The 17476-nt window shown below is 40.9% G+C and carries 9 protein-coding genes; all 9 read left to right on the top strand.

Annotated elements, in window-relative coordinates; translation table 11 throughout:
* Positions 1–121 precede the first annotated feature (121 nt).
* The 9 genes from MM236_RS12785 to MM236_RS12745 all read left to right on the top strand — a co-directional run bounded on the left by MM236_RS12785 (position 122) and on the right by MM236_RS12745 (position 17402).
* Positions 122–1405: a DUF4861 domain-containing protein gene (locus tag MM236_RS12785; protein WP_241275371.1), complete on the top strand. Its 1284-nt coding sequence runs from the start codon at positions 122–124 to the stop codon at positions 1403–1405.
* Positions 1406–1411: 6 nt separating this feature from the next.
* The gene (locus MM236_RS12780) at positions 1412–3601 is read left to right on the top strand and encodes a hypothetical protein (RefSeq protein ID WP_241275370.1); all 2190 of its coding nucleotides are present in this window, start codon (positions 1412–1414) and stop codon (positions 3599–3601) included.
* The gene (locus MM236_RS12775; RefSeq protein ID WP_241275369.1) at positions 3598–4782 is read left to right on the top strand and encodes a glycoside hydrolase family 88/105 protein; all 1185 of its coding nucleotides are present in this window, start codon (positions 3598–3600) and stop codon (positions 4780–4782) included. Before MM236_RS12780 ends, MM236_RS12775 begins: the two co-directional genes overlap by 4 nt.
* 69 nt (positions 4783–4851) lie before the next feature.
* On the top strand, positions 4852–6267 hold the full coding sequence (locus tag MM236_RS12770) for a glycoside hydrolase family 28 protein (RefSeq protein WP_241275368.1): 1416 nt from the start codon (positions 4852–4854) through the stop codon (positions 6265–6267).
* A gap of 208 nt (positions 6268–6475) precedes the next feature.
* Positions 6476–7798, top strand: coding sequence for a TolB-like translocation protein (locus MM236_RS12765; protein ID WP_241275367.1), 1323 nt, complete (start codon positions 6476–6478; stop codon positions 7796–7798).
* An 835-nt stretch (positions 7799–8633) separates the two neighbouring features.
* The gene (locus MM236_RS12760; RefSeq protein ID WP_241275366.1) at positions 8634–10868 is read left to right on the top strand and encodes a fasciclin domain-containing protein; all 2235 of its coding nucleotides are present in this window, start codon (positions 8634–8636) and stop codon (positions 10866–10868) included.
* 30 nt (positions 10869–10898) lie between these two features.
* Positions 10899–14165, top strand: coding sequence for a SusC/RagA family TonB-linked outer membrane protein (locus MM236_RS12755; RefSeq protein WP_241275365.1), 3267 nt, complete (start codon positions 10899–10901; stop codon positions 14163–14165).
* A gap of 31 nt (positions 14166–14196) precedes the next feature.
* Positions 14197–15684 carry a RagB/SusD family nutrient uptake outer membrane protein gene (locus tag MM236_RS12750; RefSeq protein ID WP_241275364.1) on the top strand — a complete coding sequence of 496 codons (1488 nt, stop codon included), beginning with the start codon at positions 14197–14199 and terminating at the stop codon, positions 15682–15684.
* Between the two features lie 26 nt (positions 15685–15710).
* The gene (locus MM236_RS12745; protein ID WP_241275363.1) at positions 15711–17402 is read left to right on the top strand and encodes a fasciclin domain-containing protein; all 1692 of its coding nucleotides are present in this window, start codon (positions 15711–15713) and stop codon (positions 17400–17402) included.
* Positions 17403–17476 lie beyond the last annotated feature (74 nt).

The raw sequence follows: 17476 nt of genomic DNA, 5'->3' as shown, positions 1-17476 counted from the left end.
CGCACAAGAGTTGTAAGTCTATAAGTTATCAGTGCATCAGTTGGGGGTAAATTATATGATTTTGCATGGCAACTGGTAAGAAAGCGGATATACATTTTAATTAAAATGAAAATATAGAACTATGAAAAAAATAAACCTATTCTCGACACTATTCCTCGTCACATTGATGCTGGCATGTAATCCTTCCGAAGAAGAATCCTTGCCACAGATCGTATTGAAAAACAGCAGTTCAACTTCCCTCAAGGACAAAGGAATAGAAATCAACTTAAAGGATTTGGAAGTAGTTGAGGGGAAATTTCCAAAGATTACTGATGCTGAAGGAAATGCGATTGCCTACCAAATGGATGATACCAATGGTGATGGGAAACAAGATCAGCTTTTTTTGTTGGTGGATTTTGATGCTGAAGAAGAGAAAACCCTCACTTTGGAATGGGTAGATGAAGCTGCAGATTTCGAGAAAAGGACAGCTGTCAGATTTGGAAAAAGAGATGCGGTAGATCAGGCTGTGACACCTAGACAAAGCGATGTTTTGTTGGCAAATGAACTTCCACGAAGCATCGGCTATCAGCCTTATCAGACAGATGGTCCTTCATGGGAGAATGATAAAGTTGGTTTCAGACATTATTTTGATGGTAGAAACTCTAAGGATTTGTTTGGGAAAAAGACTTCGGCAATGAGCCCAAAAAATGTAGGCCTTAATGATAAAGGGGAAGTTGAAGACAATTACCATACTATGGAAGATTGGGGCAGGGATATTTTGGCAGTTGGCAATTCTGTTGGACTTGGAGGATTTACCTTGCTCAAAGACGATCAGCCAGCAAGACTTGGTGTCTTGGTCGAAGATGCTGTCAACAATATCGAAAAATCCACTTTTAAGATTCTTTCCGAAGGCCCAGTTCGATCTATCATGCATTTTGAATATAACAACTGGGATGCTTTTGATAGAAAATATCCTAAAGTGGAGGAAAAAGTTAGCATCATCCCAGGTATGTATGGCTTCAAAAACGAGGTGAAATTCCATGGGCTTCAAGGAGACGAGCACATAGCCATTGGACTAGTAAATATCCACAATGATAAAGGAATCAAGCAACTTGACGATTTCCAAGATTGGGTGGTACTGATGACGCACGATGCACAAGGCTATGACAAAGAATGGATCATCGGAATGGCATTGATCCTTCCCAAAGCACAATTTCTGGAGATGATTGAGGCGCCAAAAGAAGGGAATGTAACCAATTCATACTTGGCAAAAATGAAAACTGCCAACAATGAACCAATTGAATATTATGCCATTGGCGCTTGGGAATTGAGCGAAGATGGATTCAATGATGCAGCGTATTTTGAGCAACACCTTAGGGATTTGGTGAAGCATTTGGAAGCAAAAATCGAAGTGACTGTAAAGTAATCAGCTATGCAAAAGTGTTCTAATGGTACTGCCATTTTCAAAACAGTTTTATTTTACAGCTTTACTTTTTGCATGCTGGGTATGACTTCCTGCGAAGAGAAATCAGTGGATAAAACAGCTGACAAAATTGACCGAAAAGCCTTGGTGGATCGACATGATGTGATTTTGAATGCTCCTGATACCTTGGCTTCGCTGACTGTTGGCAATGGTGAGTTTGCCTTCACTGTAGATGTCAGTGGTTTACAGACTTTTTACAAAGAATATGAAAATGGCGTCTCTTTAGGCACCCAAACACAATGGGCATGGCATGCTTTTCCCAATCCGGGAGACTATGACTGGAATGAAATATTGAGAAATGATACGTCAGCCACAGGCCAGGTGATTTCATTTCCCGTGCAGCACAAAGAAGGCAGGAAAAAGGAAGTAACTGATTATTTCAGAACCAGTCCACATAGATTTCACTTGGGCATCATCGGTTTGGAATTGCTCAAGGAAAATGGGGAAGTTGCCAAGCTTGAAGATTTGAAAAATATCAACCAAAGATTGGGTCTTTGGCAGGGAGAGATTGTTTCCACATACGAACTGGAAGGCAGCCCAATTTCACTGACTTTGTATGCACATCAAGAGCTAGATGGTATAGCTTTCAAAATCGAATCTCCTTTGGTAAAAGCAGGCAGATTGAAAGTCAAAATGAATTTCCCTTACGGTTCGGGCTGCCATGTTTGCCCCGGTTATGACTGGGAAAAACAGGATCGGCATTCTACCGAATTGAAAGAGTTATCCACACAGGAAGTTTTGTTCGAAAGAAAGCTCGACAGTGCTGCATACTTTACCCAAGTGGCTTGGTCAGGTGATGGCTCTTGGGACTCTCCGGAAAAGCACAAGTATTATTTCACACCTGATCCAAGTTCAGAGACATTGGAATTTTCTTCATTTTTCACAAAAGAAGAAGCAAAAACCAATACCCCGAGCTTCTCTGCTACTGCCGAAAGTTCCAAGAAAGGTTATGAACAATTCTGGAATTCAGGTGGCGCTATTGACTTTTCTGGAAGTACAGACGGGCGGGCACATGAACTGGAAAGGCGTGTGGTTTTGTCCCAATACTTGACCAAAGTAAACTGTACAGGTTCACTTCCTCCGCAGGAGACAGGTTTGACGATGAACTCTTGGTATGGAAAATTCCACATCGAGATGCATTGGTGGCATGGAGCGCATTTTCCATTATGGGGAAGACCTGAGTTGTTGGAGAAGAGTTTGCCATGGTACTTTGATGTATTGGACAAGGCAAAAGCTACCGCAAAGCGTCAGGGTTTTGAAGGGGCAAGGTGGCAGAAAATGACAGATCCTTATGGTGATGAAAGTCCTTCTTCGGTTGCCGCGTATTTGATTTGGCAACAGCCGCATATTCTATACTTTGTGGAGCAGCTTTATGCCCAAGACAGCAGTGTGGCTTTGTTGGAAAAGTATAAGGAATTGGTTTACGAAACAGCGGATTTCATGGCTTCTTTTGCCCAGAAGAGTGAAGAAACTGGAAAGTATCATTTGATCGCCCCTTTGATTCCTGCACAAGAATTATTCCCTGCCAATGCCACGGATGATCCTCCTTTTGAGTTGGCTTATTGGCATTTTGGATTGACGGTAGCATTGGATTGGCAAAAGCGCTTGGGCGAAACCAGTAACCCAAAATGGCAGGAAGTATTGGATAATATTGCACCATTGCCGATCAAGGATGGGCTTTATCTGCCAAGTTCTACCCATCCAAATGCTTATATCGATGAATTTTACCTGCATGATCATCCGGTAGTGCTGGGTGCTTATGGTATGTTGCCCAAGACAGATATGATTGACCCAGAGATCATGCGCAATACTTTGGAGAAAATCCTTGAAATCTGGCAATGGGATACCACTTGGGGCTGGGATTATCCCATGATAGCAATGAATGCAGCGAGATTGGATATGCCGGAGACAGCATTGGATGCTATATTTTTGGGTAAGCAAAAGAACATTTACCTACCCAATGGGCACAATTACCAAGACAAAAGACTGAGAATTTACCTTCCAGGAAATGGTGGTTTGCTGACAGCCGTAGCCATGATGGCTGCCGGATGGGAAGGAGCGCCTGACAGACCTAATCCAGGCTTCCCAGACAATGGCAAATGGCAGGTCAAATGGGAAGGTCTTAAACAAATGAAATGATGAAGAAAGGATTTTTATCAGTATTTATTTTGGGTATGCTTTTGGTCGGAGCTGTACAAGCACAGACCATCAGTGATAAACTCAGTTGGTCAGAGCGGACAGCTTTGTCTGTGATGAAGCAAAACCCAGAACCTTGGATGATCGAGTTTATGGAAAAACCAGTCTGGAGTTATCCACAAGGTCTGATGCTCACAGCTTTCGAAAAACTTGCTCAAAAAACAGGCAAAACCGAATACAATGACTATGTGATGGAGTACCTCGATGGGATGATTTCAGAAGATGGAGTAATCAAAACCTATCAGCAAGAAACTTTCAACATAGACATGATCAATTCCGGAAAGTTGCTTTTCCAAGCTTATGAAAACACAGGAGAAGATCGGTACTTGATCGCTTTGCAGACACTTCGGAATCAATTGAGATGGCAGCCGAAAACGACCGATGGCGGATTTTGGCACAAGCTCCGATACCCATGGCAAATGTGGCTTGATGGAGCATATATGGGCACTCCTTTTTTGATTCGATATGGAGTTGAGTTTGAAGAACCAGAAGCCATAGATCAGGGGGTTTTGCAACTGGTTTTGTTGGAAAAGCATCTTAGGGATGAAAAGTCGGGCTTGTTGTACCATGGTTATGACGAGAGCAGATTGCAGCAATGGGCTGATTCAGACTCAGGAAAATCCCCTGAGTTTTGGGGGAGAGCAATGGGTTGGTACGCCATGGCATTGGTTGACGCTTTGGATTACATTCCAGAATCACATACCGGAAGAGCTGAAGTTCAGGGTATTTTGGGACGATTGGCTAAGGCAATTTTGCCCTATCAAAATCCCGAAACTGGACTTTGGTACCAAGTGGTGGATAAAGGAGAAGAAACTGGGAATTTTGAGGAAGCTTCAGTCAGCGCCATGTTTGCATATGCTTTGGCAAAAGGGGCAAACAATGGACATTTGGAGATTTCTTTCAGAAAAGTAGCTGAAAAATGCCTTGAAGGAATGCTCAAAAATATGGTGGAGGTAACTGTTGATGGAGAAATTCATTTGCATCAAGTCTGTGCTGTAGCTGGTTTGGGCGGAAATCCATATCGGGATGGTACTTACGATTATTATATCAATGAAAAAATCAAAACCAATGACCCGAAAGGCGTTGGGCCATTTATCATGGCATGCATAGAATTAGAAAAATGAACCTGGAAAACATGAAATCGTCATCCCAAAAGTTTTCGAGATCATGTAACCTTTGAAAAAAAATAGAATATGAAAAATCACTGGATTTGCTTATTTATCGTATTTGGCCTGCTTCATGCATCTTGTCAACAACCGAAAGAAGAAAAGGAATTTGATCCTTGGGACGGTCTCCAATCTGTTTTGGATCAGATCGTCGCCCCCGAATTTGAAGATCGGGAGTTTTTGATTGGTGACTTTGGAGCAAAAGAAGGTGGAGAGTTCTTGAATACAGAGGCGATCAAAAATGCCATCAAGGCTTGTCACGAAGCTGGTGGAGGAAAAGTGATCGTACCAAAAGGCACTTATTTGACAGGTGCAGTCCATTTATTGTCCAATGTCAATCTGCATTTGGAAGAAGGTGCAACTTTGCTTTTCAGTGACAATCCAGAAGATTATTTGCCATTGGTGCATAGCCGTTGGGAAGGGATGGAGCTGATGAATTACTCTCCATTCATCTATGCCAATGGACAAGAGAATATCGGGCTGACTGGAAAAGGAGTGCTTGATGGAAATTCAAGTATAGAAAATTGGTGGTACTGGTGTGGTGCAAGGCACTATGGTTGGGAAGAAGGTAAGGGAACACAAACACCCGCACGCAAACTCCTTCACCAAATGGTAGCAGACAGAGTTCCTTTGGATGAAAGGATCTTTGGCGAGGGACATTTCCTTCGACCACAGTTTGTACAGTTCTATGAATGCAAAAATATCCTGATCCAAGACATTACTTTACTGAACTCTCCCATGTGGAACATCCACCCAATTTTGAGCGAAAATATCACCGTAGAGCGTGTTCGCGTTGAGACTTTGGGACCAAATAACGATGGCTGTAATCCAGAGGCTTGTAAGAATGTGCTGATCAAAGACTGTTACTTCGATACCGGTGATGACTGTATCGCGATCAAATCAGGGAGAAATGAAGATGGCCGTGACCCGGGAGTTGCTTCTGAAAACATTGTCATCGAAGGCTGCACGATGAAAGAAGGTCATGGAGGAGTGGTGATAGGAAGTGAAATATCAGGTGGGGCAAAAAATATCTTTGCACAAAACTTGGTCATGAGCAGTCCTAACCTAGACAGGGTTTTGAGAATCAAGACCAGTTCCAAAAGAGGTGGCACAGTAGAGAATGTCTATATGCGAAATGTCAAAGTCGGTACTTACAAAGAAGCTGCAGTGCGTTTCAATATGTTCTATGAAGAGGAAGGAGACCATATTCCTACTATAAAAAACATTTACGTGGACAACCTTGAAGTAGAAGATGGTGGAAAATATGCCGTCATGATCAATGCCTATGAATCTTCTCCAGTTGAGAATTTCGTCATGACAAATACCACTATCAATGGAGTAGATCAACATTTCAAAACCAATCATTTCAAAGATGTAACATTCAAGAATGTCAAAATCAATGGTGAAACATCTGAAGGGTTGGTCAAAACTGAAGAAGAGTAAAAGGGAGAATTTGCTTTTAGCTAGATATAAAAGTCAAGGTTTTCTGCCACCCTTGGTCTGTGTTCTCACAGACCAATCTAAGAACCAAAACACCCTTGGTCTGTGTCCTCACAGACCAATCTAATAATCAAAATAACCTTGGTCTGTGTCCTCACAGACCAATCCAGAATATTCCCATAAGCCAAAAACCCATAAAAAACCACTTATAATGAAAAACTATCAAATTTTAAATTCAATAACATTTCTATTGATCCTCTTGCTAATCCCAGAGATGGCCAGTGCACAAATAGGAACAAGGTTTCCTTCCGAAAAAAAGACAATCAAAGACCCCGAGACAGGTGTTGACTTGATTTTTTTGACCAGTACTCCGGCTGGCGATTCGAAAATCTACCCAACCCATCCCCAGTGGACAGCTGATGGAAATTGGTTGGTTTTCAGATCAAATAGGGTAAAAGGTGAAGCATTGGCAGTGAATGAGAATTCCGGGGAAATCGTCCAAGTCACAGAAGGAGGTTATGATGGAATGCTTACACTTTCTCACAAAGAAATGCGCTTGTTCTACATGAGAAAACTGGAAGTGGGAGATATGGAAGTGGTTTCTGTTGATTTGGGAAAGCTATTTGCAGACAGTGAATCAAAAAAGCTAAAGAAAAAGTCGACCTATGAAACCATTCATGGTAGAGTGCCAAAGTCTATGGGAAATGGCGGAGATATGGCATTGGACGCTGATGAGAAAAGTGTTTATTTCAAAATCAACAAAGAAGAAGCTTCAAAACACATTGACAAAAGTGTGGCTATAGAGCCTAGTTTTGGTCCTAGGAACATGGGGGCTGGCCCTGGAGGAATAGCGAGCATGGACTTGAAATCAGGCAAGATTTCCCAAGTGGTTGCTGTCCCATTTCAAGTAGGCCATGTTCAGACCAATCCTTGGGTGGCTGGAGAGATCGTTTTTTGTTGGGAAACTGGCGGGAAGTCACCGCAACGTACATGGACAGTGATGAGAGATGGTTCGGGTTTGAGGCCTCTGTATTCTGAGTCAGAATACGAATGGGTGACGCATGAAGCAGTAATCAGCAAAGATGAAGTGGCTATGGCGATCATGGGACATAGAGACATTGAATTCGAAACAAAAGAAGAGAAAGAAACCTCAGCAGCGAACCCAGGTCAAGAGGCGTCTTGGGGACCATCTGGTACTAGAGAGAAACCAACAGGTCTAGCAATTGTAAATCTCAGAACACGAGAGATGCGCATCGAAGGACAGACACCAAGCGGAAGTGGGCTATGGCATGTCCATGGATCCCCAGATGGCAAATGGGCAGTTGGTGATGATTTCTCCAGAACTTTATATTTGATCAATAGACAAACAAAAGAGATGAAAATCCTTTCTACAGGACACAAAACTACAGCAGCTGATCATCCGCATCCAACATTCAATCCTCAAGGAACCAAAATTCAAATCCAATCTGCCATGCTTTCTGAAGATAACAGGAGTATGAATATCTGTATTATTCCTGTGCCGGATAATTGGTAGTTTTTAAAAAGGTGAGATGCGAGAAACTAGAGATATGGGATGTGAGACATGAGACGTGAGATATGAGACGTGACAAAGATCCAAGACACAAAGTTATATTCGGAAAACGCAAGCCTGAAGAGCCTGTCCCGAGAATCGGGAGCTTCAACATTTCAATAACTTGTCCGCCGTGGCGGAGCCCCGTATGAAATGCGGGGAATAAAGATGATGGTTAGGACCAACAACCCCGAAGCGGACTGCCTGGCGTCAGACAGGGTTGAACTCCTCTAATTGAAACAAAAAAGAGTCAACTATTTTCAGGACTTGACAATGCTCCGAGGGAGTCTTTCCCTCCCCCGATATGAATATCGGAGCCATTGGCACGGAACGTTTAACTCCTCTAATTAAAATAAAGAATTGTCACTTTTTTAATTTACAGTTATTTGGTATTCAGAAGATTGAGCTGCCAAAAAACTGCCGAAATTAATTTTTAAGAACAAAAGTTTAAAATTAAAATTATCTATTGTGTTTTTATTTGATTAAGAAATAAATACCATTATTGCCTTCCTATTAAAATTTTTTTAAAAAAACTGTCATTTTGTTGATAATTAGTTTTTTTAAATCCTATATATAGAATTTAAGAAATTTTTTAAGTAAAAAATGATATAAAAATCAATAAAATTTTTCACCCGATTGCAGATACTACAGGATACCTTAAAAAACTGTTTTTCATAAATTTCGAAATAGGGTGGAATAGCAGAATTTTATTTGATTTGAAGGTCATGTATTATGATTCTGAAAAAGGAAAAAAATCCGGCTCTTTCAACCTCTGATTATCAATAAACCAAAATAATATATGAACAAATTTACCATTAGAATTTATCTACCTCTATTGGCAATTATGATGGGTTTATCCATGATAAGCTGTCAACAAGAGTTTGATGAGTATTACGCTAGACCATCCAACCTCGCTGGGCCAGTTTATCAGGTATTGTCAGATTCTGCGAGATTTCAGGGCAATTTTGACCATTACTTGGCATTGGTAGAGAGGGCAGGGTACAAGGAGACCTTAAGTTCTGCCGGGTATTGGACAGTATTTGCTCCTGATGATTCAGCCTATGAAGCCTATTTCCTTGAAAAGGGTATTTCAGGGGTTCAAGATATCGATGACGAAACGGCTTTCAAATTGGTAGCTTACTCGTTGGTATTCGATGCCTATGACTTGAACACGCTGGCTTTCTATCAAACAGGGCCTGGAAACGACACACTTTCTTCCTCATTTAGAAGAAAAACTGCCTATTATACAGGTGTCACGAGGAGGAATGTATATGGTGAAGAGATGGAAGTAATTGGTGCCAATAGAAATGGTATCGGTACATTTTCCATCAATGACAACAACAACAAGCATGTTCCTTATTTTTTAAATCATTACCTGAGACAAAAAGATATCACAGCCCAGGATATTGAAGCTTTCTATAACAGGACTTTCTCAGGAGCGCAAGTAGATAGGGCAAACATAGCAATCTCTAATGTCAGAGCCGAAAATGGAGTGATCCACGTTTTGGATCGCGTGATAGAACCATTACAAAATATCGAGGAATATCTAGCAAGTAAGCCAGAATACAGCTTGTTCAAGTCTATTGTGGAAATGGATTATAGAAACAGAGCAAATAATGTCGCTGTAAATTACGATTCTGAGTCTTATCCACAATTGACGGAAAGATATGGAGCATTGCAGCAGCTGATGGGGCCAGTGCATGTCAAATCCTACTCTGGGCAATATGCTTTTGCACCAAACAATGAAAATTTTCTACGTGCAAATGTCAACGACGCACAGTCAGATTCTTGGACCCTATTTGCTCCTGAAAACGCTGCTTTGCAACAGTTTTTGGATGATATCCTATTAGAAAATTATGGTGCAGTGAGCAATGTACCAGATGAAATCATGTTTGATTTTGTGAACATGCACATGTTCCAGTCTGCTGTATGGCCAAGTAAATTGAGAGAAAATAGCAATGCTCTTGGAGAGCCTGCAAGATTCGATCTGGAATCAAACATCACTGATAAAAAGGTGCTTAGCAATGGTTTGTTTTATGGAACCAATAGAGTGCAGGAAGGAAATTTCTTTTTTTCAGTGTACGGTAAGCCTTATTTGAATCCAGCTTACAGTATCATGAGGACTTTATTGGGGCCATACAGGTTTACAATTTCTTCACCGGGCCAAAATTTCGGCTTGATCATGATGTCAAATCAACAAATAGTAGATGCTGGTTTTGAATACAACCCAGGAACACCTACTGAATGGACTTTCAATGGAAGTGGCAATCTTGCATTTGATAGAATCAGCAGAATGCTAGAATTATCTTTGATTCAAATAGACAATCCATCTGAACTTGCTGATTTGAATACCCCAAAAATCTTTGAAACATTTGGAGGAGAATATATAAGGATCGAAAACAACCAAATCTATGCTTCTGGAAACGCAGATGAAGGTGTCACTTTGAATTTTGATGTAGCTCAATCTCATTTGGCAAACAACGGCTATGTTTTATATGTCAATGGATTACTGAAATACACAGAGAAAACACTTGCCCAAAGTATTTTTGACACACCTCAGTTTTCTAGGTTTTCTGATTATTTGAGAGGATCTTCTCTTTACAACTCCGGCACTTTGCAGATAGAAGGCGTAGGTTCGGGAGCATTTTTTACTGTTTTGGCTCCTTCAAATGATGCGATAGAACAAGCGGTATTGGATGGAAAACTTCCTGCTGATCCTTTTACAGGGAATGTAGAGGAAAGAGAACGGATTGCGACTTTTTTGAAGTATCATTTCATACCGAGAAATACCATAGTACCAGATGGGAAAAAGATAGTAAATCCAGCTGGGGAAGAGTTTAATACACTATTTGTCACCTTGGAGGGTGAGGCCCAGAAAGTAGTCATAGACAACAGCGCCAATGGAAACAACCCACCATTTACGATGACTGTGAGAGATAACCAAGGAAATGTCGCAAATGTGATCTTGCCTCAAAGCAATGTACTTGCAAGCAGAGCTGTGATTCATCTATTGGATAGAGTCCTGGAATACTAATTAACAATCCCAAAACTAAAAGATATTTATATGAATAATTTTACTAAAAAGATGCTTTGGGTAGTCATGGGTCTCTGGATTTTCCTTCCGGAAGCAGAAGCCCAGACAGCTGCTTCTCAGCAAGTCACTGAAATAGTAAGAGGTAAGGTCATCGACAAAGATGATGGGCTGGCGATCATAGGAGCTACTATCATGGAATTAGATAGGTCAGATGAAAGAACCATCCGAGGAATGGCGACTGATGTCAATGGTAATTTTTCCCTAAGAGTAAACAGTAAGCAAAACCTACTTCGTGTTTCTTTTATTGGTTACAAAACTCAAACTATCCCCATCAATAATAGATCTGAAATCAATATTTCACTCGTTTCGGACATCAGTGATCTGGATATTGCTGAAGTAACGGCCAAAAAGTATGTGGATCAAGGGATGATGAAAATGGATCCAAGGGAAATGACCTCCGCCACTTCTACTGTAGATGCGGAATTGCTTCGGGAAATGTCTGCATTGTCTATTGACCAAGCGTTGCAGGGGAGAATGGCCGGTGTGGATATCATATCCAATTCCGGTGATCCTGGAGCAGGGATGTCCATTAGGGTGAGGGGAACTACTTCCATCAATTCTACTTCAGAGCCTTTGATCGTAGTAGATGGAATTCCTTTCCAAACTGAAACTTCTTCCTTTGATTTTGCGAATGCCAACGAGCAAGAATATGCGCAGTTATTGAATGTAGCTCCAGCTGATATTGAGTCTATCACCGTGTTGCGAGATGCTGCTGCTACTGCCATTTGGGGTACTAGAGGTTCCAATGGTGTATTGGTCATCACAACCAAAAGGGGTGAAAAAGGTAAACCAACCATCAATTACTCCTTTAGAGGAGCGGTCACGCAACAGCCAGACCAAATCCCTATGCTCAATGGTAACCAATATTCCACTTTGATAGCGGAAGGTTTTATGAACAGCTTTGGGATTCCATTGAATACAGAAAACACAAAAGAGTTTTCCTATGACCCAAGGGATCCATACTACTTCTACAATTACAACAACAATACTGATTGGATCAGTGAAATCACACAATTAGGCTACATGTTGGATCACAACCTTGCCTTGTCTGGTGGTGGTGAAAAAACCCGATACAGAGTGGGCGTGAACAAAAACAACTCTGAGGGTACTACAGTAGGAACTGGATTTGACAGGTTCTCTACGAGAATAGCACTAGATTATTTTGTTTCAAGCAAAATCAGGATTTTGACTGATTTGGCTTATACAAATTCTAAAACGTCAAGAAATTGGAGGCCAAATGTCAGAGGGATTGCCTATGGAAGAATGCCGAATATGTCTATATACGAATATGATATCAATGGGAATAGGACCCCTAACTACTTTTCCCCGGAATTTAATATTCAAGGGGGCTTTCCGGGTACCTACAATCCAGTAGCAATGGCTCGAGAATCTCAAAATGTAGCAGTCAGTAACAGAATTATGCCAAAATTCACCATCCAGTACGATATATTGGAAGGATTGATGTTTCAGTCGGATGTTGCATTTGATATTAATAATACAAAGACGGATGAGTTTCTTCCGCAGATTGTAACAGGTCTTCCGATGAATAATCAAAATGTCAACAGAGCTACAAACCTGAACTCTGATCAGCTTATCACACAGACTTTCACAAAGTTGTATTATACCAAAGAGTTTAACGAAGACCATAGCTTGATGGCAATGTTGCTATTCACTACTTGGGATCAGAGAAATGACAGCTATAGGGTAGAGACCAGTAATTCCCCTTCCTCTTTCCTACAGGATCCAGCTTCGGTATCTAGAGATAACAATGTGTTTTTGAATAGTTTCACCAGCCAATCAAGAAGTGTAGGTGCAGTAGCTAATTTTCAATACAGCTTTAGAGATAAATATATCGTCAATGGTGCTTTGAGAAGAGATGGAAGTTCAAAATTTGGATCCAACAATCGCTGGGGAACTTTCCCAAGTATCTCTGGTAGATGGAGAATCTCTGGCGAGAATTTCATGCAAAACCAGACTTTTGTCGACGAATTGAGCTTAAGGGCAAGTTATGGACAAAGTGGAAATACCCCACGTGCCGACTACCTATATTTCAGTACTTACGCCAACCTTCCTTGGAACTACATGGGGGAAGCGGGTATCGTTCCGCAAAGCCTTGAATTGACAAATTTCAAATGGGAAACTGTAACTCAGGTAAACTTCGGTTTGAACTTGGAAGTATGGCAAAGCAGAATCAATGTGGCTTTGGATGTTTACCGAAACAGAACTACCGATCTTTTTCTTGATAACCTGAGAATTCCAAGTTCCACTGGTTTCAATTCAATCAATATGAACATCGGGTCTATGGATAATCAAGGCTATGAATTGTCTGTATTCACAACTTTGCATAGATCAAAAAACCTTACTGTAAATTTTGATATGAACATTGCAAGAAATGACAATATCGTCAGATCAATCAGTGAACTATATCAAACTGACAACTTGGAGCAAATGCAGTTCAATGGTAACTACTATATCAATATCCAAACTGGTCAGCCTTTGGGATCATTCTATGGCTACAAATATCAGGGTGTATATAAAGACGGCGAAGCTACGATCGCAAAAGATGCAAATGGAAATGCAATCATAGGCCCAAATGGTGATCCGATCCAAATGGCATTCAACTACCCAAACACTAACTACCAGTTCCAACCGGGTGATGCTATGTATGAAGACATCAATAATGATGGCAATATAGATTACAAAGATTTGGTATGGCTAGGGGATGCAAACCCGAAGCTGTTTGGTGGATTTGGTCCAAGAGTGAGGTACAAAAACCTTCAGGTTTCTGGATACTTCAACTTTAGATATGGTGTGTCTATCGTGAATAGGACAAAGATGGATACCGAAAATATGTATAACTACGAGAACCAGAATGCTGCGACTTTGAATAGATGGAGGTTCCCTGGTGATGAAACTGACATGCCTAGAGCATTGATCAGAACTGGGTATAACTGGTTGGGTTCTGACAGGTATGTGGAGGATGGTTCTTTCCTTAGATTCAGAACACTTACTGTAAGGTATGCAATGCCTAAAACCTTCCTCGATAGAACAAAACTTGGTGAGCTTAGCTTCTACATCACTGCGGAAAACTTGTTCACTTGGACTAACTATACTGGTCAAGATCCAGAAGTTGGGATGACAAGCAACAATGCCAACAGACTTTTCCAAATCGGATATGATGTTGCAAGAACTCCTCCAGTGAAAACTTTCACCCTAGGGATCAACACAAGGTTTTAAGCAAGCCATTCACATTTAAAGAGAACTTATTATGTTGAAAAAATATATAAATACATTCATGATTGCTTTGCTCCTTGTATTGAGCACAGGCTGCGATGGCTGGTTGGATATGCGACCAATTAATGGCGTGGTAAAGCAAGACTATTGGAAAACCAAAGAGCAGGTACGTGCATCCATGTTTGGGGCATATGCTTCGATGACTGGAAACTTCCGGGGAGTTCATGTTACTGAAAACATGTTCCTTTGGGGAGAATTGAGAGCCTATATGGTTGGTTTGAACCAAGGGGCTAATTTTAATGATACTCAAATTATTTTCGGGAATATTCAACCGGTAAATAGTATAGCCGATTGGTCTTCATTTTATGGTACGATCAACCTGTGTAATCTTGTCGTGGATTATGCGGCGTTGGCACTGGAGACTGATCAGACTTTTACTGAGGAGGAGATGAAAAACTATGTCGCTGAAGCAAGAGCGCTAAGGGCATTGATGTATTTTTATTTGGTAAGGACTTTCGGTGATGTACCCTTGGTAATCGATGCTGTGGATACTGACGAAGATGAACTTGCACCTGCAAAATCTACTAAGGAACAAGTGCTTGCCCAAATATTGGAAGACTTGAATCTTGCTGAAATTGATATTTACGAAGGTCACGAAAGTAACATTGCTTCAAAGGGAAGAATGACAAAGTATGCAGTAAATGCGCTTCAGGCTGACGTTCACCTTTGGATGGAAAATTTCGAAATGGCAGTGCAAGCAGCTGATAAAGTTTTGGCTGGCCCTTACGGATTGGTTCCCCAAGCTGATTGGGCGAGAGCTTTGTTTATTGAGGGAAATTCTGTGGAAAGCATTTTTGAAATTCAGTACCAAGCCCCACAGAATAATCCTTTTTTCCAAATGTTCAGCTTTGATCAAGGAAGAAGATTTATTGCTTATCCTTCAGTTTTGGAAGGAGTATATGGATTCAATCCTGAAGAGCCGGAGGATATTGATTTGAGAAGTATAGATGCTTCTTTGAAGACTTCTGGGGAGATTTTCAAATACACAAGTTTGGGTCCAGATACAAGACGGACAGCCACAGAATCTTTTGCAAACTGGATAGTTTACAGACTTGCTGATGTCATGCTAATGAAAGCAGAGGCACTTTCACAATTGAACAGAGGTGCAGAGGCTTTGGAAATTGTGGAGACCATCAGAGAAAGAGGAGGGGCAGCAATGTCAACGGTAGAAAATCCAGGTCCAACTGACGGTGATGCTATTCTGAGATACATTCTAAATGAAAGAGCTAGAGAGTTTGCATTTGAAGGAAAGCGTTGGTTTGATTTGTTGAGGGTGGCAAAGATGAACAATTATTCAAATTTGGATTTGTTGATCACGGTGGCGATAGAAAATGCTCCTGTTACTAACCTCAACTCTATCATCAACCAACTCCGAGATACCAGAAGCCACTATTTACCAATTTTCAATACAGAATTGAATTCCAATCCGAATTTGGTACAGAATGAATATTACCTAAGATAATTGCAATAACCTAAAACATTAACCATATGAATACTTCCCAAATAACCAAAAAAACACTTATTCAAAGTGGAGTTTGGTCTCTACTATTGATGTTGGGTTTGTTTGCTTGTGAATTTGAGCCACCTGCAAACGTAAATGTATCTGATGATGTGAACATTACAGATTATATCAGAAGTAAACCAGAGCAGTTCTCAAGTTTAGAGAGGATATTGGAAGTCTCCAATACAGCTTCTTACTTGAATGCTTATGGCACATATACATTCTTTGCTCCAACCAATGAGGCGGTAGATTCTTTTCTTGCCGAAAATAGTTTGAGCCTCAATAGTCTTTCCCAATCAGAAGCAGCAGACATTGTAAGATTCCACTTATTGAGTGATACTTTGTCTACAGCAAGCTTTACAGATGGCAAGCTCAAAGTTCCTACCCAATTTGGAAAGTACTTGGTGACAGGTACTGAGTTTATTGATGGAAGGGCTGTATATAGAGTCAATAGACAAGCGACAATAACTGAAACAAATGTACCTGTAGGAAATGGTGTTTTGCATGTGATAGACAATGTGCTATCTCCCCCGATCCGTACAGCTGCACAAGAGTTGGAATCAAATCCTGATTACTCAATTTTCACAGAGGCTTTGAAAGAAACTGGCTGGTTTGAAACATTGAACACTGAAGAGGAAAATGTTTGGTACACAGTGCTTGCAGAATCCAATGCAGTCTTGGCAGATGCAGGTTTCAATAGTTATGCAGAATTAAGGAGTCGATACTCGCATCTAAATGATCCTTCGAATATGTCAGATAGCTTAAACTTGTATATAGCTTACCATGTGTTAACTGATATAAAGTTTGTAGCGGATTTATTGACTTCTACTGCACATGCTACCAAGGCTCCTGACGAAGTAATCACCATCAGATTAAAGGGAGAGCAGGTTTTGGTGAATGAAGACATGTTTTTCGGAGTCTTGGAGGAAGGTTCTCCGATCATAAGATCAAGGAGTGACATTTCTGTAACCAATGGCGTGGTTCACAGTGTAGATATGCATTTCAACTTGAAGCTTCGAGCTCCTACGCCAGTTTATTGGGATGTGGCAGAACAGCCAGAGTTAAGACAAATGACCTCGATATTCAGAGTTCCAGGTGCATCTGAATACTATTTGAGACTTGGCGAGCTTTCGAGAATGACTTGGGCAGGTGGTGCTGTAAACGGTCTTGTATCATACAACCCTCCTGGTCTGAATGAATTGTGGAGAAACCATGGTGATTTTATGAAGCTTCAGATATTGGGAAATAGACTTGAGTGGGTAGAGATGCAAACCCCACTATTGGTGAGAGGTAGATACAAGCTTTGGGTCACTTATAGACGTTTGGATGTAAGAAATAATTGTATTCTAAGAATTAGCCTAAATGGCCAAGAAATCCCAGGGGCAAGACTTTTGGATACTGCTGAAAATTCTCCAAATGTCCCAGAGGACGAGTTGGAAGCAAGAGGGTGGAAGGAATACCTACTTGGAGGAACTGATGGCAATAGGTACATGTGTAGATTGGTTGGAATCATTGATGTGACGACAACTGGTGAGCAGGTATTGAGATTTGATAGAGTTTTCGGAAATGCAAGAGGCGGTGGAGGATTCCATGTGGATATGATTCACTTTATCCCAGAGGATATGGATCAGATCTGGCCGAAGTTTGGCCGTGATGGTCAGGCCGTCTTCCCTGATTAAATCCAAAGCATAATATGGATCGAATCAACACTTATATCTTTGATTGATTCGATCCATTTCAAAAATCTAATTAT

Origin of the sequence: Belliella calami (assembly GCF_022549695.1) — a bacterium.
GTDB lineage: Bacteria > Bacteroidota > Bacteroidia > Cytophagales > Cyclobacteriaceae > Belliella > Belliella calami.
This window is presented reverse-complemented; position numbering and strand designations above follow the sequence as displayed.